Origin of the sequence: Amycolatopsis marina (assembly GCF_900111885.1) — a bacterium.
Lineage (GTDB): Bacteria > Actinomycetota > Actinomycetes > Mycobacteriales > Pseudonocardiaceae > Amycolatopsis > Amycolatopsis marina.
Window position 1 is genome coordinate 50,449 of record NZ_FOKG01000024.1, and the last position, 19,630, is coordinate 70,078.

At 68.2% G+C, this 19,630-nt stretch carries 19 protein-coding genes; 9 read left to right on the forward strand and 10 right to left on the reverse strand.

Annotated features, from left to right (window positions below; all coding sequences use genetic code 11):
* Positions 1-25 precede the first annotated feature (25 nt).
* The 3 genes from guaB1 to BM199_RS28365 all read left to right on the forward strand — a co-directional run bounded on the left by guaB1 (position 26) and on the right by BM199_RS28365 (position 3,328).
* A complete protein-coding gene (guaB1, locus tag BM199_RS28355; protein WP_091677910.1) occupies positions 26-1,465 on the forward strand; it encodes a GMP reductase in 1,440 nt (479 codons plus the stop codon).
* A gap of 73 nt (positions 1,466-1,538) precedes the next feature.
* Positions 1,539-2,513, forward strand: coding sequence for an ABC transporter ATP-binding protein (locus BM199_RS28360; RefSeq protein WP_091677913.1), 975 nt, complete (start codon positions 1,539-1,541; stop codon positions 2,511-2,513).
* Entirely contained in the window at positions 2,510-3,328 is an 819-nt protein-coding gene (locus tag BM199_RS28365) for an ABC transporter permease (protein ID WP_091677915.1), read from the forward strand. Before BM199_RS28360 ends, BM199_RS28365 begins: the two co-directional genes overlap by 4 nt.
* Before the next feature lie 133 nt (positions 3,329-3,461).
* On the opposite strand, the gene phoH2 is transcribed toward BM199_RS28365, so the two are convergent.
* Entirely contained in the window at positions 3,462-4,748 is a 1,287-nt protein-coding gene (gene phoH2 / locus BM199_RS28370; protein ID WP_091677918.1) for an RNA 5'-3' helicase PhoH2, read from the reverse strand.
* Between the two features lie 823 nt (positions 4,749-5,571).
* Here phoH2 and BM199_RS28375 point away from each other — a divergent pair.
* Positions 5,572-5,904, forward strand: a complete 333-nt coding sequence (locus BM199_RS28375) for a hypothetical protein (RefSeq protein WP_091677920.1) — start codon at positions 5,572-5,574, stop codon at positions 5,902-5,904.
* Positions 5,905-6,018: 114 nt separating this feature from the next.
* Here the strand turns inward: BM199_RS28375 and BM199_RS28380 are convergent, their stop codons facing one another.
* Complete coding sequence (locus BM199_RS28380) at positions 6,019-6,795, reverse strand: isoprenyl transferase (RefSeq protein ID WP_091677923.1); 777 nt, start codon at positions 6,793-6,795, stop codon at positions 6,019-6,021.
* 85 nt (positions 6,796-6,880) lie between these two features.
* Between BM199_RS28380 and trhA the strand changes: the two genes are divergently transcribed.
* Positions 6,881-7,558, forward strand: coding sequence for a PAQR family membrane homeostasis protein TrhA (trhA, locus tag BM199_RS28385; protein ID WP_177242834.1), 678 nt, complete (start codon positions 6,881-6,883; stop codon positions 7,556-7,558).
* A 38-nt stretch (positions 7,559-7,596) separates the two neighbouring features.
* On the opposite strand, the gene BM199_RS28390 is transcribed toward trhA, so the two are convergent.
* The 3 genes from BM199_RS28390 to BM199_RS28400 all read right to left on the reverse strand — a co-directional run bounded on the left by BM199_RS28390 (position 7,597) and on the right by BM199_RS28400 (position 10,447).
* Positions 7,597-8,115, reverse strand: a complete 519-nt coding sequence (locus BM199_RS28390) for a VOC family protein (protein ID WP_245788839.1) — start codon at positions 8,113-8,115, stop codon at positions 7,597-7,599.
* Positions 8,116-8,152: 37 nt separating this feature from the next.
* A complete protein-coding gene (locus BM199_RS28395) occupies positions 8,153-9,517 on the reverse strand; it encodes a 3-hydroxybutyrate oligomer hydrolase family protein (RefSeq protein ID WP_425425610.1) in 1,365 nt (454 codons plus the stop codon).
* Positions 9,518-9,637: 120 nt separating this feature from the next.
* Complete coding sequence (locus BM199_RS28400; protein ID WP_091677931.1) at positions 9,638-10,447, reverse strand: alpha/beta fold hydrolase; 810 nt, start codon at positions 10,445-10,447, stop codon at positions 9,638-9,640.
* Positions 10,448-10,600: 153 nt separating this feature from the next.
* On the opposite strand from BM199_RS28400, the gene BM199_RS28405 reads away from it, so the two are divergent.
* Together BM199_RS28405 and BM199_RS28410 are read left to right on the forward strand one after the other, a co-directional pair.
* Positions 10,601-10,939 (forward strand): YciI family protein, encoded by a 339-nt coding sequence (locus BM199_RS28405; protein ID WP_091677993.1) that lies wholly within the window; start codon positions 10,601-10,603, stop codon positions 10,937-10,939.
* Positions 10,936-12,183, forward strand: coding sequence for an RNA polymerase sigma factor (locus BM199_RS28410; RefSeq protein ID WP_091677934.1), 1,248 nt, complete (start codon positions 10,936-10,938; stop codon positions 12,181-12,183). Before BM199_RS28405 ends, BM199_RS28410 begins: the two co-directional genes overlap by 4 nt.
* A 3-nt stretch (positions 12,184-12,186) precedes the next feature.
* Here BM199_RS28410 and BM199_RS28415 read toward each other — a convergent pair whose 3' ends face one another.
* The 5 genes from BM199_RS28415 to mca form a co-directional block, all read right to left on the reverse strand.
* Positions 12,187-14,112, reverse strand: coding sequence for an acyl-CoA dehydrogenase family protein (locus BM199_RS28415; protein ID WP_091677937.1), 1,926 nt, complete (start codon positions 14,110-14,112; stop codon positions 12,187-12,189).
* Between the two features lie 98 nt (positions 14,113-14,210).
* Positions 14,211-14,771 (reverse strand): hypothetical protein, encoded by a 561-nt coding sequence (locus BM199_RS28420; RefSeq protein ID WP_091677940.1) that lies wholly within the window; start codon positions 14,769-14,771, stop codon positions 14,211-14,213.
* Positions 14,772-14,915: 144 nt separating this feature from the next.
* Positions 14,916-16,928 carry a thioredoxin domain-containing protein gene (locus BM199_RS28425; protein ID WP_091677942.1) on the reverse strand — a complete coding sequence of 671 codons (2,013 nt, stop codon included), beginning with the start codon at positions 16,926-16,928 and terminating at the stop codon, positions 14,916-14,918.
* A 131-nt stretch (positions 16,929-17,059) separates the two neighbouring features.
* Positions 17,060-17,425 carry a hypothetical protein gene (locus tag BM199_RS28430; protein ID WP_245788841.1) on the reverse strand — a complete coding sequence of 122 codons (366 nt, stop codon included), beginning with the start codon at positions 17,423-17,425 and terminating at the stop codon, positions 17,060-17,062.
* Positions 17,422-18,330, reverse strand: a complete 909-nt coding sequence (mca, locus tag BM199_RS28435) for a mycothiol conjugate amidase Mca (protein WP_091677996.1) — start codon at positions 18,328-18,330, stop codon at positions 17,422-17,424. Before mca ends, BM199_RS28430 begins: the two co-directional genes overlap by 4 nt.
* Before the next feature lie 136 nt (positions 18,331-18,466).
* Here mca and BM199_RS28440 point away from each other — a divergent pair, with 136 nt between their 5' ends.
* Together BM199_RS28440 and greA are read left to right on the forward strand one after the other, a co-directional pair.
* Positions 18,467-18,913: a DUF4307 domain-containing protein gene (locus tag BM199_RS28440; RefSeq protein ID WP_245788843.1), complete on the forward strand. Its 447-nt coding sequence runs from the start codon at positions 18,467-18,469 to the stop codon at positions 18,911-18,913.
* Between the two features lie 197 nt (positions 18,914-19,110).
* The gene (gene greA, locus BM199_RS28445; protein ID WP_091677947.1) at positions 19,111-19,608 is read left to right on the forward strand and encodes a transcription elongation factor GreA; all 498 of its coding nucleotides are present in this window, start codon (positions 19,111-19,113) and stop codon (positions 19,606-19,608) included.
* Positions 19,609-19,630: the final 22 nt, after the last annotated feature.

The following is a 19,630-nucleotide window of genomic DNA, read 5'->3' on the forward strand; positions in this document are numbered from 1 at the left end:
GGGCGGCGGTGTAACCTGAGCACTCGTGCACTTTCTGGATGGCCACGGGCCCGCCCACGACCTGACCTACGACGACGTCTACCTGCTGCCGAACCGGTCGGCAGTGGAGTCGCGTTTCGACGTCGACCTGTCCACCGTGGACGGCACGGGCACCACGATTCCCATCGTCGTCGCGAACATGACCGCCGTTGCCGGCAGGCGCATGGCCGAGACCGTCGCCCGCAGGGGTGGCCTCGTCGTGCTACCGCAGGACGTCGATCCGGCCGCGGTCGCCGACATCACCTCCTGGGTGAAGAACCGGCACACCGTGTGGGACACGCCGCTGGTGCTGACCCCCGGTGACGCCGTCGCCGACGCGCTGAACCTGCTGGGCAAGCGCGCCCATGGCGCGGTCGTGCTGGTGGACGGTGCGGGAAAGCCGGTCGGCGTGGTCGACGAAACCGCGTGTTCCGGTGTGGACCAGTTCGCCCGGCTCGGGGAGGTGGCCGACACGGGAGTGCTCTCGTTCGCATTGGACACCGAGCCACGCGAGGTCTTCGAGAAGCTGCACGCCCAAGGTGGCAGGCTGGCTGTCGGCGTGGATGCCGACGGGAGGCTGGCCGGTGTCCTCACCCAGGTGTCGGCACTGCGGGCCGGGATATACACCCCGGCCGTCGACGCTGACGGCAGCCTGCGCGTGGCCGCGGCCGTCGGGGTGAACGGCGACGTCGCCGCCAAGGCCGAGGCCGTGCTGCGGGCGGGAGTCGACGTGCTCGTGGTGGATACCGCACACGGACACCAGGAGAAGATGTTCTCGGCGCTGAAGGCCGTGCGCTCGGTGTCACCGTCGGTCCCCGTCGTGGCGGGCAACGTGGTGACCGCGGAGGGCACGCGCGACCTCATCGAGGCCGGCGCGGACGTGGTGAAGGTCGGCGTCGGCCCCGGTGCGATGTGCACCACCCGGATGATGACCGGCGTCGGCCGCCCGCAGTTCTCCGCTGTGGCGGACTGTGCCGCCGCCGCCAGGGCGCTCGGCAAGCACGTGTGGGCCGACGGCGGGGTGCGTCACCCCCGCGACGTGGCGCTGGCGCTGGCGGCGGGCGCGTCCGCCGCGATGGTGGGCTCCTGGTTCGCCGGCACCCACGAGTCTCCCGGCGACCTGCGGTACGACGAGCACGGCAGGCCGTACAAGGAGTCCTTCGGCATGGCCTCCAAGCGCGCGGTGGGTGCCCGCACGCGCACGGACAACGCGTTCGACCGGGCCCGCAAGGCACTGTTCGAGGAGGGCATCTCCTCCTCGCGGATGGCGCTGGACCCGGCCCGCCCCGGGGTCGAGGACCTGCTGGACTCGATCTGCTCGGGAGTTCGCTCGGCCTGCACCTACGCGGGTGCGCGCAGCATCGAGGACCTGCACGAACGCGCGGTCATCGGCGTGCAGTCGGCGGCCGGATTCGCGGAGGGCAGGCCACTTCCCACTGGCTGGTGAACTCCGCCGCGGTTCACGCACGGCGGACACGATCTCCGGCAAAGTGAGTTGCGATCCGGCATAGCCTGGATGCGTGAACGATGCGGTGGAAGTAGTCGACCTCGTCAAGCGGTACCGCAGAAGCGGCCCGACCGCCGTGGACGGGCTGAGTTTCTCGGTGCCGCACGGCGAGGTGTTCGGCCTGCTCGGACCCAACGGTGCGGGAAAGACGACCACCGTTGGCGTGCTCACCACCAGGGTGCGCCCAAATTCGGGGCGGGCGCTCGTGCACGGTGTGGACGTCGTGCGCAGACCCGGGCCCGCCCGGCAACTACTGGCCGTGGTGCCCCAGCGCAACAATTTGGACCGCTCGCTCAACATCCGGCAGAACCTGATCTTCCATGCGATCTATCACGGCGTCGGCAGGGCGGAGCGCAACCGGCGTGCGGACGAGATCCTGGAGCGGATGGGCCTGGCCGACCAGGCGAAGGCACGCATCGACTTCGTCTCAGGTGGACAGTCCCAGCGAGTGATGATCGCCAGAGCGCTGATGCACCGGCCGAAGGTGCTGTTTCTCGACGAGCCCTCCACCGGCCTGGATCCACAGGCGCGGCTGTTCGTGCACGAGCGGGTCGCCGAGCTGCGCACGGAGGGCGTGACGGTCGTGCTCACGACCCACGACATGGACGAGGCCGCGAAACTCTGTGACCGGGTGGGCATCGTGGACCACGGAAAGCTGCTCGCGCTGGACAGCCCGACGGCGCTCACCCGCTCGCTGCCGGGCAGCACCACGCTCACCGTCACCGTCAACGTGAACGGACACGACCCGGAGCGCGTCGCGGAAGAACTGTCCGTTGTAGATGGCGTGGAGCGCGCGGAGCGGATCTCCTCCTCCACAGCGGACGGAACCGCACAGTTCCGGCTCTACACCGAGTACGAGCCACCGGTCGTGCTGCCACAGGTGCTCAAGGCGACCGGAGCCACCGGGTGCGAGGTCACCGATCTCTCGATCGGCACCCCGAGCCTCGAAGACGTCTTCATTCACCTGACCGGACGGGACCTGCGATGACCACGACCCAACCCGCGGCCGGCACCGCTTCGCACGGGGTCGGCGTCTCGCTGCGCACCTTCCTCGCCGTGCTCTGGCGCGACGTCTTCGTGACCGGGAGGGAACTCGGCCCCTTCCTGGCACAGGTCGTGATCCAGCCGTTCTTCATGCTGTTCATCTTCGGCAAGGTCCTCACCGGCATCGGTTACGTCGACGACAGCTTCGTACAGATCCTGCTGCCGGGAATCGTCGCGCTGAACGGGTTCGTCGTCGCGCTGCAGAACACCACGATGCCGCTGGTGATGGACTTCTCCTGGACCAGGGAGATCGAGGACAGGCTGCTCGCTCCGATGCCGATCCCACTGGTGGCCATCGAGAAGATGCTCTTCGGGGCGATCCGCGGGATCGTCGCGGCGCTGCTGATGATCCCGGTCGGCTTCGTCATGCTGGAAGGCATTCACTGGCCCGCCTCGGCCTGGCCGGGCGTCGTCGGCATGATCGTGCTCGGCTCGCTGGCCGGCGCGGCGATCGGGATGACGATCGGCACGCTCATCAACCCGCGCCGGATCAACATCATGTTCGCGGTGATCCTGATTCCGCTGATGTTCACCGGCTCGACGCAGTTCCCCTGGCACGCGCTGGACGATCTGCGGTGGTTCCAGGTGGTGTGCGCGATCAACCCGTTGACCTATGTCAGCGAAGGCATGCGGGACCTGCTCATCGGCGACCAGGTCGAGTCCATTCCGCTGTGGCTGGACGTCCCGATCATCCTGCTCGCGCTGGTGATCTTCGGCGCGATCGGCATCAAGGGATTCATGCGCCGCGCCCTCGACTGAGACCGACTCGCGTCCGTATCGCACTTTCCCGGGAAAGTGCGATACGTGTGTGCGCAACTATCGCACTTTCCCGGGAAAGTGCGAGGCTTGCGGCGGCGGGGCCACGGCCGAAGCGGCCGTGGCCCCGCTCCGCTCAGCCGTGGTCCTCCAGCATCTCGGTCACGAGGGCCGCGATCGGCGAACGCTCCGAGCGGGTGAGCGTCACATGGGCGAACAGCGGATGCCCCTTCAGCTTCTCGATCACCGCCGAGACGCCGTCATGCCGACCGACCCGCAGGTTGTCCCGCTGCGCGACGTCGTGCGTGAGCACCACCCTGGACGCTGTGCCGAGCCGGGAGAGCACCGTGAGCAGCACGTTGCGCTCCAGCGACTGGGCCTCGTCCACGATCACGAACGCGTCGTGCAGCGATCGGCCGCGAATGTGCGTCAGCGGGAGAACCTCCAGCATCCCGCGGTCGAACACCTCGTCGAGCACGTCCTGGCTGACCAGTGCACCGAGGGTGTCGAAGACCGCCTGCGCCCACGGCTGCATCTTCTCGCTCTCGGAGCCGGGGAGGTAGCCGAGATCCTGGCCACCAACGGCATAGACGGGCCGGAAGACCACCACCTTGCGGTGCGCCCTGCGTTCCATCACCGCCTCCAACCCGGCGCACAGGGCAAGGGCCGACTTGCCGGTACCTGCCCTGCCACCCATCGAGACGATGCCGACCTCGGAGTCCAGCAGCAGGTCGAGGGCGATCCGCTGTTCAGCCGACCGCCCGTGCAGGCCGAACGCCTCACGGTCGCCCCGCACCAGTCGCACCCGCTTGTCGGCGGTGATCCGGCCCAGCGCGCTTCCACTACCGGCGAGCAATCGCAGGCCGGTGTGACAGGGCAGCTCCCCGACCTCCGGGAGGCCGAAGTCGGCTAGATCCGCCGACCCTTCGCCGAACAGCGCGTCCAGTGCCTCCTTCGGCACGTCGACGTCCGACATTCCCGTCCAACCGGAAGGGGCGACGTCCTGCCCCCGGTACTCGTCGGCGTCCAGACCAACCGCCCCGGCCTTGACCCGCAGAGGAATGTCCTTGGTGACCAGCGTGACCTCATGTCGTTCGACAGCGAGGTTCAGCGCGCACGCCAGGATGCGGTGGTCGTTGGAATCGGTTCGGAATCCCGGAGGGAGCACCGTCGGGTCCGAGTGGTTCAGCTCGACGTGCAGGGTGCCGCCCTCCTCGCCGATGGGGATCGGCGCGTCGAGACGACCGTGCGTGCGCCTGAGGTCGTCGAGCATGCGCAGCGCCTCGCGGGCGAACCAGCCCAGCTCGGGATGATGCCGCTTCGCTTCGAGCTCACTGATCACGACCAACGGCAACACCACGGCGTGCTCGGCGAATCGGGTCAGTGCCCAGGGGTCGGACAGCAACACCGAGGTGTCGAGCACATAGGTGCGGGTCAGGAGCTCGGGGTGGGATGAGATCGAGGCTTTCCCAGTGCTGTCGGCACTGATCGCTGAAGGGCCTGCAGCCAAATGAGGCGAACGCTGCGCAGTCACGGCTTCTCCCTCGTGGGCGCGACACCACGCCCGCACTCGCTGGGCCGGGCACCACCCTGGCTGACCTGCTCTCACCGACGCTCGCGCGTCAGCTCCAGCGGCCACGAGGGCCGGGTGCCGGCCCCCTCGTGCGTCTCGTGAACGGATCCACCGTTCTCTCAACCACAGCCACGACCAGGGCCTCCCGCAACGGCCCGCATGGGTGCGCGAGCCGTCACTTCGGAAGCTACCTGTGCCGAGCCGATCATGCAGGCAGCCACACAGGTGATTCGCCCACTCGTCACTTCACTGTCACCTCTCAAGTCGGGCACTCTTACTACTAAGCGGTAACCAGCAAAATGCGCGCTGACCTCGAAAATCACACGATTGGGTGCTGTACCGAGGAAGCAAAGTTCACGTTCTGCAAGCACTTCCCCCACCTGACGAATGAGCAGGAGTGCTCGCCTGTCACAGAGCGTCACGACTGTTTACGTGTCGCGACCGTTATCATACAGAGGCATACCCGTGATTAGCTGCACTGATAGGCCAAAGCGTCACAAGCAAACGGCCCGTTCCCAGCGCAAGCAGTTTTAAACCTTGTCATCCTTCCGGGCCCGACACGGGTTCTTGCCAAAAATGTGACCCACCCGGCTATCGATGTACTGTCATGCCACCGGCAGGCAAGTTCCACTGTCGAACCTCAATCCGTGATTGATTACTAGGGAGTTTCCACGTGCTGAAGAAGGCTGCAATCGTCGCCGCAACAACTGGCGCATTGATGCTCGCCGGTTCGCCCGCTTTCGCGACCGGTGGCGGCGACGGAATCGACAACAACGACCACAACAACCACACCGGTCAGGTCGGTCTCGTCAACGTCAACGACGTGCTGAACCACAACAACGTGGGCCTCTGCGACCTCAACGTCAACGTGCTGGCCGTGCAGGTCCGCGATGTGCTGAACGACCTCGGTGTGGCCGTGCCGGTGCTGTCCCCCCAGTCCCCGGCCGCGAACGAGACCGTTGCCCCGGACATCTGCGTCGCGGACACCGAAGTCGACGGTCACTGAGATTCCGCGCTCCGCATTACATATCTCCGGCCAGCCCAGGTCGTGCGGAGCCAGGAATAACGAAGTCGGCTGTGGGGAATGTTCTTATTCCCCACAGCCGACTTTTCGTGTGCATCAGGCGCCGTAGCGGCGATGCCGGACAGCGTAATCACGCATCGCCCGCAGGAAATCGACGCGCCGAAAAGCCGGCCAATAGGCCTCGGTGAACCAGAACTCCGAGTGCGCCGACTGCCAGAGAAGGAATCCGGACAAACGTTGCTCTCCGGACGTCCGGATGATCAAATCGGGATCCGGCTGTCCCGAGGTGTACATGTGCTCGGAGATGTGGTCGACATCCAGGATCTTCGCCAGCTCCCGGATCGGGGTGCCCTCATCCGCGTGCTGGAGCAACAGTTTCTTGACCGCGTCGGCGATCTCCTGCCTGCCCCCGTAACCGACAGCGACGTTGACCGCCATGCCGTTTCGGCCATCCGTGCGCAGTGCCGCGGCAGTAAGCCGGGCCGCGGTCTCCGTCGGCAACAGGTCGAGCGCTCCCACGATACGTATGCGCCAGGGATTGTCCGGTTTGGCCAACTCGTCGACAACGTCCGGAATGATCTCGAGGAGTGCCTCGACCTCCTCCGAGGCCCTGCCCAGGTTGTCGGTCGAGAGCAACCAGAGGGTCACTACCTCGACCTCCGCCTCGCGGCACCAGACGAGGAAGTCGGAGATCTTCTTGGCGCCCGCACGGTGACCGTGACTGACGTCGGTGAACCCGGCTTCTCTTGCCCATCTCCGGTTACCGTCGAGCATGATGGCGATGTGGCGGGGGTGGCGTCCGCCTGCTTGCTGGATCAATCGCCTCGCGTAGACGCTGTAGACGATGTCCGAAAGGATCGACCGAAGACTCACGTGTCAGGAGCGTACGCAGTTCCCCCAGAGCCGCGCACACCACACTTCATAGCCGGACAACCTACGGCAACGTAACCTGGAGGTCGTGAGCTCAGTGACCGACACCCCACCACCAGCCGGCCCGGAAAGGCGCCCGCGTCTGCGCGGGCACATCCACTTCTGGTCGTTCTTCGGTGCCGTGGCGGCGGCGGCGACACTCATCACGCTGGCGAGTGCCACGGTGTCCGCGACCGCGGCACTGGCGACCTCGATCTACGGGTTGACTGTGCTCGGCGTTTTCGGCGTGAGCGCGCTTTACCATCGGCGCATCTGGAGCCCGAAGGCATACAAGTGGATGAAACGGGCCGATCACTCGATGATCTTCCTGTTCATCGCGGGCACGTACACCCCGTTCACGCTACTGGCGATGAGCCAGCCCACCGGCTACATCGTTCTGGGAGTTGTCTGGGGCGGCGCCATCGCCGGCGTCTCGCTCAAACTCCTCTGGCCGAGCGCACCGCGCTGGCTCGGCGTTCCGATCTACATCGCCCTGGGTTGGGTGGCCGTCTTCGTACTGCCCGAACTGCTGGCCAACGCCGGCGTCGCGGCACTGGTCCTGTTGCTGGTCGGCGGCCTGTTCTACACCGTGGGCGCGGTCTTCTACGGCACGCGTTGGCCCAACTTCTGGCCGGAGACCTTCGGTTACCACGAGTTCTTCCACGCCTGCACCGTCCTCGCGGCGGCCTCGCACTACGTGGCGATCTGGCTCGCCCTTTACGCCTAGCGGCGACCTCGGACGAGCAGACCCGGCCCTCCCCCTGGCTACCTCGCCTGACCGGGAACGAAGTCGACGTCCTGGGCGCTGCGCATCGCCGCGAGCCAGTCCGGGTCGCCGAACCGTCGCTCCACCTCTGCCTCGCTCACGTCCTCGACACGGGTGTGAATCCACCACAGGTTGCCGAACGGGTCGCTCACCCTGCCCACCCGATCGCCGAAGAGCTGGTGCGTGACCCGGGTGACCTCCGTCCCGCCTGCCTCGACGGCGTGGCGCTGTACCGCGTCGGCATCCTCGACGTACAGCCGGAGGAAGCCGGGCGTCGCGGGCCAGTTCGGTGGAGCGTCGAACATCATCACCACCGAGTCACCGATCCGGACCTCCGCATGCCCGATACGCCCGTCCTCGCCCGTGACCCTGCCGAGTTCCTCCGCGTCGAAGGCCTCCTTGACGTAATCGATGAGGCCCACGGTGTCCTGCGAGATCAGCCATGGGGTCACGGTGTTGTAGCCCTCGGGGATCGGGTTGACAGTCATCGCGGTCTCCTTCAGGTCGGGAAGCGTCACGCCCGAACACTAGGAGCGATATAGGCCAACCTCTGACCTAGAGCACGCAGCTCGTGACCAGGTCCCCCGGGGTCGCGTCCGCGGGTCGCGGCACCGTGGTCGAGGGCGGAGGCTGGACGCCACGGGTCAGCCAGTCCTCCAACGCCGTGAACGCGCTGCGGTGACACGGCGCCAGCGCGCGCAGGCGGTCCGGAAAGACGTCCACCAGCGCGTCCGTGTGCGTACCACCCTCGATCCGGTAATACCGGTGCAGCCCGCCGCGCCTCTGCTCCCGCACCATGCCCGCATACACATCCGAATCGCGGGTGATCGGCAGCAACACGTCCATCGTTCCGTGCAGCGTCAGCAACGGCTTCCCGATCCGCCCGGTCAACCCGATCCGGCGCACCGCCTCGTGCACCTCGCTCGGTCTGCTGGCGTAGTCGTAGTCCGCGTCGCAGTCCGGGCTACCCGGGAGGCAGTACGGCGTGCCCGCCTCGGTCGCACCGTCGAACGCGGGATCGATCTCCTCTCGGTATATCCGCTGCGTCAGGTCCCAGTAGTACTGATGGTGAAACGGCCACAGAAACTCCGAGCCCACAGGGAAACCGGCCGCCACCAGATCGGCATGGGCCTCGTCCGCGTCCGCGCCGCCATCGGCGTAGCGGGGATACGCCCTGAGCGCAGGGGGAAGGAAGTCCACCAGGTTCGGCCCTTCCTCCGTCCACAGTGTTCCCTCCCAGTCGACTCCGCCGTCATAGAGTTCGGGACGGTTCTCCAGCTGCCAGCGCACCAGGTACCCACCGTTGGACAAACCGGTCATAAGTGTCCGGGCCGGCGGCCGGTGATACCGCTGAGCCACGACAGCCCTCGCCGCCCGCGTCAGTTCGGTCACGCGGTGGTTCCACTCGGCGATCGCGTCCCCAGGGCGGTCGCCGTCGGTGAAGAAGCGGAGCCCGGTGTTGCCCTTGTCCGTGGCCGCGAACGCGTAACCACGAGCGAGCACCCAGTCCGAGATGACCCGGTCGTTCGCGTACTGCTCGCGGTTTCCCGGCGAGCCGCTGACCACGAGACCGCCGTTCCAGCGCTCGGGCAGCCGTAACACGAACTGTGCGTCGTGCTGCCAGCCGTGGTTCGTGTTCGTCGCCGAGTCGTCCCGGAAGTACCCGTCCACCTGAATTCCCGGTACCGGCGGGGGCACCGGAAGCGCGTCCTGGGTCAGTCCGGCCCAGTCCGCGGGATCTGTATGTCCACTACGGATGGTTCCGGCCGTCGTCAGGTCCCGTAGGCACGCCACTGTGCGGTGCTCGGCCCGAGGCACGTGCAACCGTTGCGCGGCCGAGCACGATCCGTGCTCGGCCGCGCCTGCCTGCGACTGCGGGCCGGTTGTCAGGAGGAGCACCGACAACGCCACCGTGATCAGTTCACGCACCGCGACCTCCCAGGATCAACACTCGTCGGACCGAGGTCGACGGTAGAAAGCCGGGCCGGTCACGGAAATGGCGAGCGGGCCCATGAAATCCCGGCCCGGTGTGGGGATCGGTCACATGCCAGAGCCGCTGAGGAACTCGCCCAGCACCTTGGCCGTGGCCTCCGCAGGGATGCCGTGGTCGGTCCCGCCGGGCACGTCGACGTACCGCGCCCTGGCCAGCCGCCCCGGCAGTTCCTGTGCGGCCGTGCGCAGGCTCGGCCAGGATTCACCACTGCTGAACACGAGGGTCTCGATGTCGAGCCGCGCCATCTGCGGAGTGGGAAGGTTCGGCGGCCTGGTGATCTCCGCGTCGTAGACCACGGTCTGTGCGACCGCTTCGAGGCCGGCCCACATGGGCGACTGCCGGATCTGCTCGACCAGTTCGGCGGGCAGCCCGATGCCCTCGATCTGCATGGTCGCGACCGCGTCGCCCGGCCTGCCGTCCGCGATGAGTGCGGCCAGCTTCTCCGGGAGACCGTCGTGTCCGGCTCCGGCGAGCCCGCCGAGGGCGAACGGCGGCTCGTACAGTGCCAGCCGGGTGATCGCCGATCCGGCGGCCGCTGCGCGCAGTGTCAGGATCGCCCCGGAGGAGAAACCGAACACCACCGCCGCGCCACCCTCGGCTGCGATGACCGCGTCGAGGTCCTCGATCTCGCGTTGCACCGTGTACGTCGCCGCGTCTGCCGGGGCGATCGCATCGTCACTGTGACCGCGCCCGCGCCGATCGGGGCACACCACTGTGTAGCGGTCCTGAAGCCGCTCCGCGAGCGGCGCACAGGTCGTTGCGTCATTGAACGCACCGGGCACGAACACGATGGTCGGGCCGCTGCCCGCCCGGTTGTACGCGACGGTCGTCCCGTCCGCCGAAACCACGGTATGCATGACTTGTCTCCTTCTCCGACTAACCGGTTCAGCCCATCGACGTACGAGACCGCCCGTGATGGACATCGCGCTGCAACAATCTCCTGCGGCCGGATGTCCATCAACGACCATCCCGCGCGTCGGGTGGGTGACAGGAACGAGAGGAGAGGTCCCTTGCGCTACCTACTCATGATCAGTGCGGACGAAACCCAGGTCGGTGAGGAACCGAACGAGGAGGGGATGCGAGCGTTCACCGCCTGGATGGACGACCTCGTGGCCCGGGACGTACTCCGGGCGCACGAGGGGCTGCAGCCGAGCCGGACCGCGACGACCGTGCGGGTGCGCGGCGACGAGGTGCTGCTGACGGACGGGCCGTACATCGAGGCCAAGGACCAGATCGGCGGCTTCGCCCTGATCGAGGTGGACGACCTGGACGAGGCCATCGAGATCGCTTCCGGCCACCCCGCCTGCGCGGTCGGCCAGGTGGAGATCCGGCCCCTGCGTGAGCCGTGACCGATGTTTCGGAGGCCGTCACGTCCGCCTTTCACGGGGAGTGGGGGCGGCTGGTCGCGACGCTCATCGGCTCCACCGGCGACTGGGATCTGGCCGAGGAGTGCGCGCAGGAGGCTTTCACCCTCGCCTGGCGGACCTGGCCGAGGGACGGGATCCCCGACCGGCCGGGGGCATGGCTGCTCACCGCTGCCCGCCACCGGCTGCTGGACCGCGTGCGCCGTGATCGCCTCGGCGAGGCCAAACTGCGGCAGCTCGCCGTGATCGAGGACGCGGGCCGACCGGACGCGGACCTCGACGCGCTCGACAGCGGCATCGCCGACGAGCGGCTGCGGCTGATTTTCACCTGCTGCCACCCCGCGCTCGCGTTCGAGGCCCAGGTTGCGCTCGCACTGCGCACGCTCACCGGGTTGTCGACGGCCGAGATCGCCAGGGCTTTCGGCGCCCCGGAGGCGACCATGGCCAAGCGCCTGGTCCGCGCGAAGCACAAGATCCGGGACGCCGGAATCCCCTACCGGGTGCCACCGGCTCACCTGCTGCCGGAACGGACACTTGCGGTCCTCGGGGTCGTCTATCTGCTCTTCAACGAGGGGTATGTCGCCACCGCGGGCCCCGGCCTGCACCGCCCGGTGCTGGCGGAGGAAGCGCTCCGGCTGGCGGCGCTGCTGGTCGAACTGATGCCGGACGATCCGGAGGCGCGCGGGCTCAACGCCCTCATGTTGCTCCAGCATGCGCGGTCGGCGACGCGTGTGTCGGCCGACGGCGTGCTCGTGCCGCTGGAGGAGCAGGATCGGGCGCGCTGGGACCGTGCCCTGATCGCGAAGGGCGTCGCGGACCTGCGGCAGGCGGCACGACGCGAACAGTTCGGCCCGTACCAGTTGCAGGCGATGATCGCGGCCTGCCACGTGACGTCGCCGTCCGCCGAGGAGACCGACTGGGCACGCATCGTCGAGTTGTACGACGCGCTGCTGGCCAGGGTGCCGTCGCCCACCGTGGCGCTGAACCGCGCGATCGCGGTGGCGATGCGATCGGGGCCGGACGCTGGCCTTGACCTGCTGGACGACCTCGTGCGGGACGGCGGGCTGGAGCACAGCCACCTGTTGCCTGCCGCGCGGGCCGACCTGCTGCGCAGGGCAGGGCGGGCCGGCCAGGCCGCCGTGGCGTACCGGGCCGCGCTCGAGCACACGGCCAACGAGGCCGAGCGCGCCTACCTGCGGCGTCGTCTCGGCGAACTCACAGGGTCGTGAGTGTCAGCCGGTGAGCATCGGCGCGGCCAGGAACTGCTCCGGGATCGCGAAGGCGTCCACCAGTGTGCGGGCGTGCGGACGCAGCATCGCGCAGAGCCCGTTCACCGCCGTCACGACGGCCTTCGCTCGCGTCGAGCTGATCCGGCCGTGCTCGAGGAACCATGCGCGATCCGCCTCGATGTTCGACAGCACGTACAGGTCGCACACCCGCTCCAGAAGCGTCCGGGCATCGGGGTCCTCGCAGCGCTCGATCGCCGCTACGAAGGCCTCCAGCACGACCCGGTCGACGTGTACCCGGCCAGCCTGCAGGACGTGGTCCTGCGCGTCGTTGAACACCTCGAACGGATCGGCATCGGCTGCCCCGGCTCGCCGCAACCTGCGGGCGACGCCGTCGAGCACGTGCTCCTCGCGGTCCTCGAACAGCTTCAGCTGCCAGCCCCGGTCGAACAGCGAGTCCTCGTCGTCGCGCCGCGGGCTAGCGTCGATCAGGCGCTCGATGGCCTGCCGCGCCGCCGTGCGCTCGATCACCGCTCCGAGCAGCTGCTCGGCGGCGAACTTCACGGTGCCCATGGCACTGAGGTCCTGGAAGTCCTCCCGGTAGCTGGTCAGCAGTCCCTTCGCGACCAGTTGCAGCAGCACGGTGTTGTCGCCCTCGAACGTGGTGAACACGTCGGTGTCGGCCTTGAGCGAGGGCAACAGGTTCTCCGAGAGGTACCCAGCTCCGCCACACGCCTCCCGCGCCTTCTGGATCGTGTCGGTCGCGTGCCAGGTGGCGATCGCCTTCACCCCGGCCGCCCTGGACTCCAGTTCGCGCTGGCTGTGCTCGTCGGTGTCCGCCGAGCCCTGGATGTCGTGCAGCGCGCCAACCAGTTCCTCCTGCGCGAAGTGCAGCGCGTAGGAGGTGGCCAATGCGGGCAGCAGCTTCCGCTGGTGGGCGCGGTAGTCGAGGATGACGACCTCCTCGCCGTCACCCGGGCGTTCGAACTGCCTGCGCACGTCGCCGTAGCGAATCGCGAGTGCCAGCGCCCGTTCGGTCGCGCATCCCGCACTGCCCGCGACGCTTACCCGGCCGCGAATCAGTGTGCCGAGCATGGTGAAGAACCGGCGTCCGTCGCTCTCGATCGGGCTGGAGTAGGTGCCGTCCTCCGCGACATCGGCGTAGCGGTTGAGCAACGCCTCGCGCGGCACTCGCACCTGGTCGAATGCCAGCCTGCCGTTGTCCACCCCGTTCAGCCCTGCCTTGGGGCCGCAGTCCTCGATGTGCACGCCCGGCGCCGGGTCGCCGTTCTCGTCTCGGATCGGCACGACGAACGCGTGCACCCCCCGCCCGGAACCGCCGGTCACCAGCTGGGCGAACACCACCGCCATTCGCCCGTCCCGGGCGGCATTGCCGATATAGGTCTTGTACGCGGCGCGGTCGGGGGTGTTGACGACGAACTCACGGGTGGCCGGGTCGTACTCGGCCGTGGTGCCGAGGTGCTGCACGTCCGAGCCGTGCCCGGTCTCGGTCATCGCGAAGCAGCCGAGCAGGCCGAGGTCCATGATCGGCCGCAGATACCGCTCGTGGTGCCGCTCGGTGCCCAGCAACTGCACCGCCCCGCCGAACAGGCCCCACTGGACACCCGCCTTCACCATCAGCGAGAGGTCCCCGAAGCCGAGCATCTCGAATGACGTCACCGAACCGCCGATGTCACCGCCACCGCCGTAGCCACGGTCGAAACCGAGGCGCGGGCGGTCCGTATTGGCCAGTTCCCGCAGTTGCTCGAGTATCTGTCCCCGGTGGCTCTCGGTGTCCAGGTCGTAGGAGTCGCGGAACTGGTTCTCCGTCATCTGTGCCCGGACCTGCCGCCGGAGTTCGGCCCAACGCCCGTCCAGTACCGAGGTGAGCGCGGCAGCGTCCACTTTGGCAGGGATCGACGGCAGATCCATATGTCCTCCGAAAGGTGCGGCAGGCCGGATTCCACCGGCATTTCCAGCCTGCCGCACCGCTTCGGCCCGCGCAGTGCGAAAGCCGCCTCGACCGGGCGTCAGCCCAGATCCGGCCCTTTCGCCCGCAGATCGTCCACCGTCGACATCGCTTCCCGAAGTTCCGCGAGCCAGGTGTCCGCGTGCTCGCCGACGAGCCGGACCGCCCACGCCAGCGCTTCGGACCGGGAACGCGCCACCCCGGCGTCGACGAGGGTGTCCAGCACCATCCGTTCCGGTTGCCGCAGCCGGGTCATCACCGGTGCCGCCAGGGTGGTGAACAGTTCCTCCGTCCCGCCCAGCCGCGCTCCCCAGGCGACCTTGCGCTGGTAGCGATGCTCGGCCTGGCGGGCGATCTCGATCCGCTCGTCCCTGGTCTCCTCCCGGAACCGGCTGATCCGGCCTGTCTCCGCGGCAGCCCTGCCGGCCTCGTCGGTGTACTCCTCGTTCAGTGCGGGGAGTTCGCCGACCACGACGATCTCCTCGCGGTCGACGGTCACTTCCGGGGCTCCGGTGAACCAGCCCTCTGGCAGCCTGCCGCCGAACCAGGCTCCCGCGTCTTCGGCGCTCGGCGCCTCGCCCGGCTGCCAGCCGCCCCGACCACGCCATCCTCGTGCACCCATGTGTCCCGCCATCCGCACGCGTGTATGCATGCTCGCTCCGCTGATTACAACACTGCTGACGTTACTCCGAAATCGGCCGTATGGGAGCGCGTTCACCCCCAGCGGAACCAGGGAGCGGCACTTTCCCGCGAAAGTGCCAGCTGGTCAGCGGGCGAGAGCGGCGGCCAGGTCCGCCGTGGTGGTGACCGGACGGTCGCAGACGTAGCCGCGGCAGACGTAGGCCGCTGGCCCACCCTCGACCAGCGGACGTCCGGCGAGCAGCGGCACGCCGTCCGCGTCCGGTGTTCCCGCGAGCACCACCGCCCCGCCGTGCGCCGCACGCGCGGCCTCGGCGAGCAGGTCGGCGCGGGACCGTGCGTCGGGTCCCACCACCGCCACCTGCACCGGACCGGACTGCATCGCCTCGGCGACCGACAGCCAGTTGCCCGCGAACCGGGGCACCTTGGCGGCCAGCGCACCCGCCCGGCTCAGCGCCTGCTCCGCCGCGACCCGATAGGCATCTGCCTGCTCGTGCCCGGCCAGCGCGGATGCCGCCAGCAGTGCGGCAGCCAGGGAGGATGCTCCGGCAGGGCTGGCGTTGTCGGTGGGATCCGAAGGCCGGTGCACGAGTGCCTCGGCGTCGTCGGCGGTGTCGTAGAAGACGCCCTCCTGCTCCGGGTCCGCGAACCGGGTGAGCGCAACGTCCAGCAGAGCTGTCGCGTCGTCGAGCCACCGGGGTTCGGCGGTCGCCTGATGCAGCGCGAGCAGGCCCTCGGCGAGACAGGAGTAGTCCTCCAGCACGCCCGCGGCCTCCCCGACCTCACCCGCGCGCGAACTGCGTCGGAGCCTGCCCTCGATCGTGTGGGTGTCGAGCAGCAGGCGTGCCGCGTCGGTGGCCGCCTCGATCCAGTCCAGCCGCCCCAGCGCGATCCCCGCCTCGGCGAGCGCGGTGATGGCGAGGCCGTTCCATGCGGCGATGACCTTGTCGTCGCGCGCCGGCTGCGGGCGCTGGGCCCTGGCCGCCAGCAATTCGGCCCTGATCCGCTCCCACCGTTCCGGGTCCGCCGGGTCCTGGGGCAGTTGCAGGGTCGAGGAGCCCTGCTCGAACGTGCCTGCCTCGGTGACCTCGAAGAGCGCGGCGGCCCATGTCCCGTCGTCCTGGCCGAGGACCTCGGTCAGCTGCTCCGGGGTCCAGACGTAGGTCAGCCCCTCGACGCCTTCGGTGTCCGCGTCCAGTGAGGCGGCGAACCCACCCTCCGGTGTCCTGAGCTCTCGAAGCAGGAAGTCGGCAGTTTCGGCTGCGACCCGCGACGCCAGCGCGGATCCGGTGCGCCGGGCGAGATGGGCGTACACCCGAAGCAGCAGTGCGTTGTCGTACAACATCTTCTCGAAGTGCGGCACCACCCAGGCGGCGTCCACGGAGTAGCGGGCGAATCCGCCGGCGAGCTGGTCGTAGATACCGCCCCTCGCCATCGCCTCGGCGCAGGCCTCGGCCAGCGACAGCGCGTCCGCCGAGCCGGTGCGTTCCTGATGGCGTAGCAGGAACTCCAGCACCATGGACGGCGGGAACTTCGGCGCCCCACCGAATCCACCGTGCTGGGGATCGGCGTCCGAGCGCAGTTTCGACACGGCACCGCGAAGTGCTTCGACATCCACAGTGGACTGCTGGAGCGGGCCAGTCTGCTCGGCCAGGTGGGCGGCGATCTGGCCCGCGCCCTCGCGCAGTTCCTCCGGCCGCTCGGTCCACGCCTGGGCGACCGCGACGAGCAGATGCTGGAACGAGGGCATTCCCGGCCTCGGCGCGGGCGGGTAGTAGGTACCGCAGTGGAAGGGTTCGCCCTCCGGGGTGAGGAAGCAGGTCATGGGCCAGCCGCCCTGGCCGGTCATCGCCTGGGTCGCGGTCATGTAGACGGCGTCGATGTCGGGGCGTTCCTCGCGGTCAACCTTGATGTTGACGAAGTTCGCGTTCATCAGCGCCGCGGTTTCCTCGTCCTCGAAGGACTCGTGCGCCATGACGTGACACCAGTGGCACGCGGCATAGCCGATCGACAGCAGGATCGGCACGTTCCGGCGATGGGCCTCCGCCAGCGCGTCCGGCCCCCACGGCCACCAGTCGACCGGGTTCTCGGCGTGCTGCAGGAGATACGGGCTGGTAGCACTGGCAAGACGATTCGGCATACCCCAAGGGTGTCACCGACGCGCCTCCCGCACAGGGATGGGGCGTCTGCAAGTACCACCAAGCAAGATCGACATGTGCGTCAACTACCGCCAAGTGGTGCCCGCGCACCGAGCGCCAACCGGAGCGGCGGTCAGGTGCGGCCGTTCGCCGTCCTGCCGTCGGAGGAGTCGCGGTCGGAGGGTTGGGCGGGGTCCGCGGGCGGGGACGAGTGGTCGGTCCCCGCCGTGTCGATGTCGTCCGTGTTCTCGGGGGACGCGGCGGCCTGCGCGTCCTCCTTGTCGAAGCTGGCCGGGACGCGCTTGAGGTGTTTGGTCATCGACCGGACGAGGAACACCACCGCGATCAGGAACAGGATCAGCACGAGCAGACCGACCGGCGAGGACTTGCCGAAGTCCTGCCCCTGCCCGCCACCCTCACCGTCGTCCTGCTGCTGGGCGAGCAGCAGGGCACCGGTGGTGACCGGCGCGGCCGCGAAGGCCGGTAGCACGAGGCTCATGTGTGCACCTTCTCCGTGATTCCCGCGAACAGATCGTCCTCCGGGAGTGTGCTGTCCACCAGTGAGCGGACCAGTTCGTACTCCTCCGTCGGCCACAGCTTGCGCTGCACCTCGAGCGGAACCGCGAACCACCTGCTGTTCGGATCGATCTGCGTGGCATGGGCCCTGAGGGCCTCGTCACGCACCTCGAAGTACTCCCCGCACTCGACCTGGCTGGTCACCCGCTCCATGACATCGGGCTTGTCCGGGTCCCACTTCTCCAGCCACTCCCCGTACGGCGACTCCATGCCGGCCTCGATCAGGGCCTCGTGGAACGCCTGCATCCGGGCCCTGGAGAAACCGTGCATGTAGTACAGCTTCAGCGGCTGCCACGGCTCGCCTGCCTCCGGGTACCGGTCCGGGTCTCCCGCCGCGTCGAACGCGGCCATCGACACCTCGTGACAGCGAATGTGGTCGGGGTGCGGGTAACCGCCGTTCTCGTCATAGGTGAGCACGACGTGCGGGCGGAACTCGCGGATCGCCTGTACCAGCGGACCGGTGGTCTCCTCGAGCGGCACAACGGCGAAGCAGCCTTCCGGCAGCGGGGGCAGCGGATCACCCTCGGGCAGCCCGGAGTCGACGAACCCGAGCCAGCGGTGCTGGACGCCGAGCAGCTTCGCGGCCCGCGCCATCTCCTCCCTGCGGATCTCGCTCATGTTCTCGTGCACGTCTGGGCGGTCCATCGCAGGGTTGAGGACGCTGCCCGCCTCACCTCCGGTGCAGGTCACGACCATGACCTCGTGCCCCTCGGCCACGTACCTGGCCATGGTGGCCGCGCCCTTGCTCGACTCGTCGTCCGGATGGGCGTGCACCGCCATCAGCCGGAATCCGGAAGTCGTACCTGTCTCTGCGCCAGCTCCCGCCATCACCGACATGGTCCCTTCTCGTCCGAGTGGTTCGGACCCTCGCGGCCCCAGTTCCTCGCGTAAGCGGATACTCGTAGAGCGAGGTATTTATTCCATTGTCCCCATCAACACGAACAGACCGATCGGAGGCCCGGGTTTGAGCAGCGGTCACACCACCGCCCCTGGCGACAGCACCACCCGATCGGTACCCGAAGGCCGCTACGGGCGGGCGCGACGGCCGGCCAAGCGCTGGCAGGTCTGGGTACTCGCGTTGGTCGCGGTCCTTGCCGGATCCGCCGCCGCGTACGTGGCCTACCTCAATCTCGGCGCGGCGCCGATCGAGGCACAGCGAATTGGCTTCGACGAACTGCCGGACAACGCCATGGAAATCACCCTCGACGTGCGCAGGGACGACCCGCAGCGCCCCGGGATGTGCATTGTGCGGGTACGGGCTCTCGACGGCACGGAAAGCGGTCGCCGAGAGGTCTTCATCCCACCGGGCGAGACGGTTGTCACAGCGGCCATCCAGAGTGTCGGGCGGCCGGTCACGGCCGACGTGTTCGGCTGCACGTACGATGTGCCTAGCTACCTGTCAAGCCCATAGCGGCCAACGGGGTGAATGGTGCGGTCAGCGCCGGGAAATGGATTGCATGCCCGGACTTCGCCCCGCAAATCGTGTTATCCTGATCTACCGGCACGGCCCCTGGCGGGCCGTGTTTTTCCATATCTCTGCCGCGTTGGCAAGCCACGCCCGCGCGGCAGCCGGCTTGTATACCCAAGACCGGCAGGCCCTAGGAGGAGATGGTGACCGTGAGCGACACCAAGGTGACCTGGTTGACCCAGGATGCCTACGACAGGCTCAAGCACGAGCTCGACGAGCTGATCGAGAATCGTCCGGTCATCGCTGCGAAGATCAATGACAGCCGGGAAGAGGGAGACCTCAAGGAGAACGGTGGCTACCACGCGGCCCGCGAAGAGCAGGGTCAGCAGGAAGCCCGTATCCGGCACCTGCAGGAACTGTTGCGCACCGCGAAGGTGGGCGAAGCTCCCGCGAACGATGGTGTCGCCGCCCCCGGCATGGTTCTGACCGTGCGCTACGAAGGCGATGACGAGGACGAGCAGTTCCTGCTGGCGACCCGCGAAGAGGGCGCGGAAGGGGCGATGGAGGTCTACTCGCCCGACTCCCCTCTCGGCAAGGCCCTGCTCGGCGCCAAGGAAGGCGAGGCGCGTGAGTACGAGCTGCCCAACGGCAACAAGCAGAAGGTCACCCTCGTGAAGGCCGTGCCCTACAGCAGCTGAGGTCGCGCAGCTCATCTGAGCG

Coding starts and splice junctions, on each gene's coding strand:
- BM199_RS28365 (WP_091677915.1), top strand. CDS start 2,510: ATGACCACGACCCAACCCGCGGCCGGCACCGCTTCGCACGGGGTCGGC.
- BM199_RS28400 (WP_091677931.1), bottom strand. CDS start 10,447: ATGCATACCGTGGTTTCGGCGGACGGGACGACCGTCGCGTACAACCGG.
- BM199_RS28415 (WP_091677937.1), bottom strand. CDS start 14,112: ATGGATCTGCCGTCGATCCCTGCCAAAGTGGACGCTGCCGCGCTCACC.
- BM199_RS28420 (WP_091677940.1), bottom strand. CDS start 14,771: ATGGGTGCACGAGGATGGCGTGGTCGGGGCGGCTGGCAGCCGGGCGAG.
- BM199_RS28425 (WP_091677942.1), bottom strand. CDS start 16,928: ATGCCGAATCGTCTTGCCAGTGCTACCAGCCCGTATCTCCTGCAGCAC.
- BM199_RS28430 (WP_245788841.1), bottom strand. CDS start 17,425: ATGAGCCTCGTGCTACCGGCCTTCGCGGCCGCGCCGGTCACCACCGGT.
- mca (WP_091677996.1), bottom strand. CDS start 18,330: ATGGCGGGAGCTGGCGCAGAGACAGGTACGACTTCCGGATTCCGGCTG.
- greA (WP_091677947.1), top strand. CDS start 19,111: ATGGTGACCGTGAGCGACACCAAGGTGACCTGGTTGACCCAGGATGCC.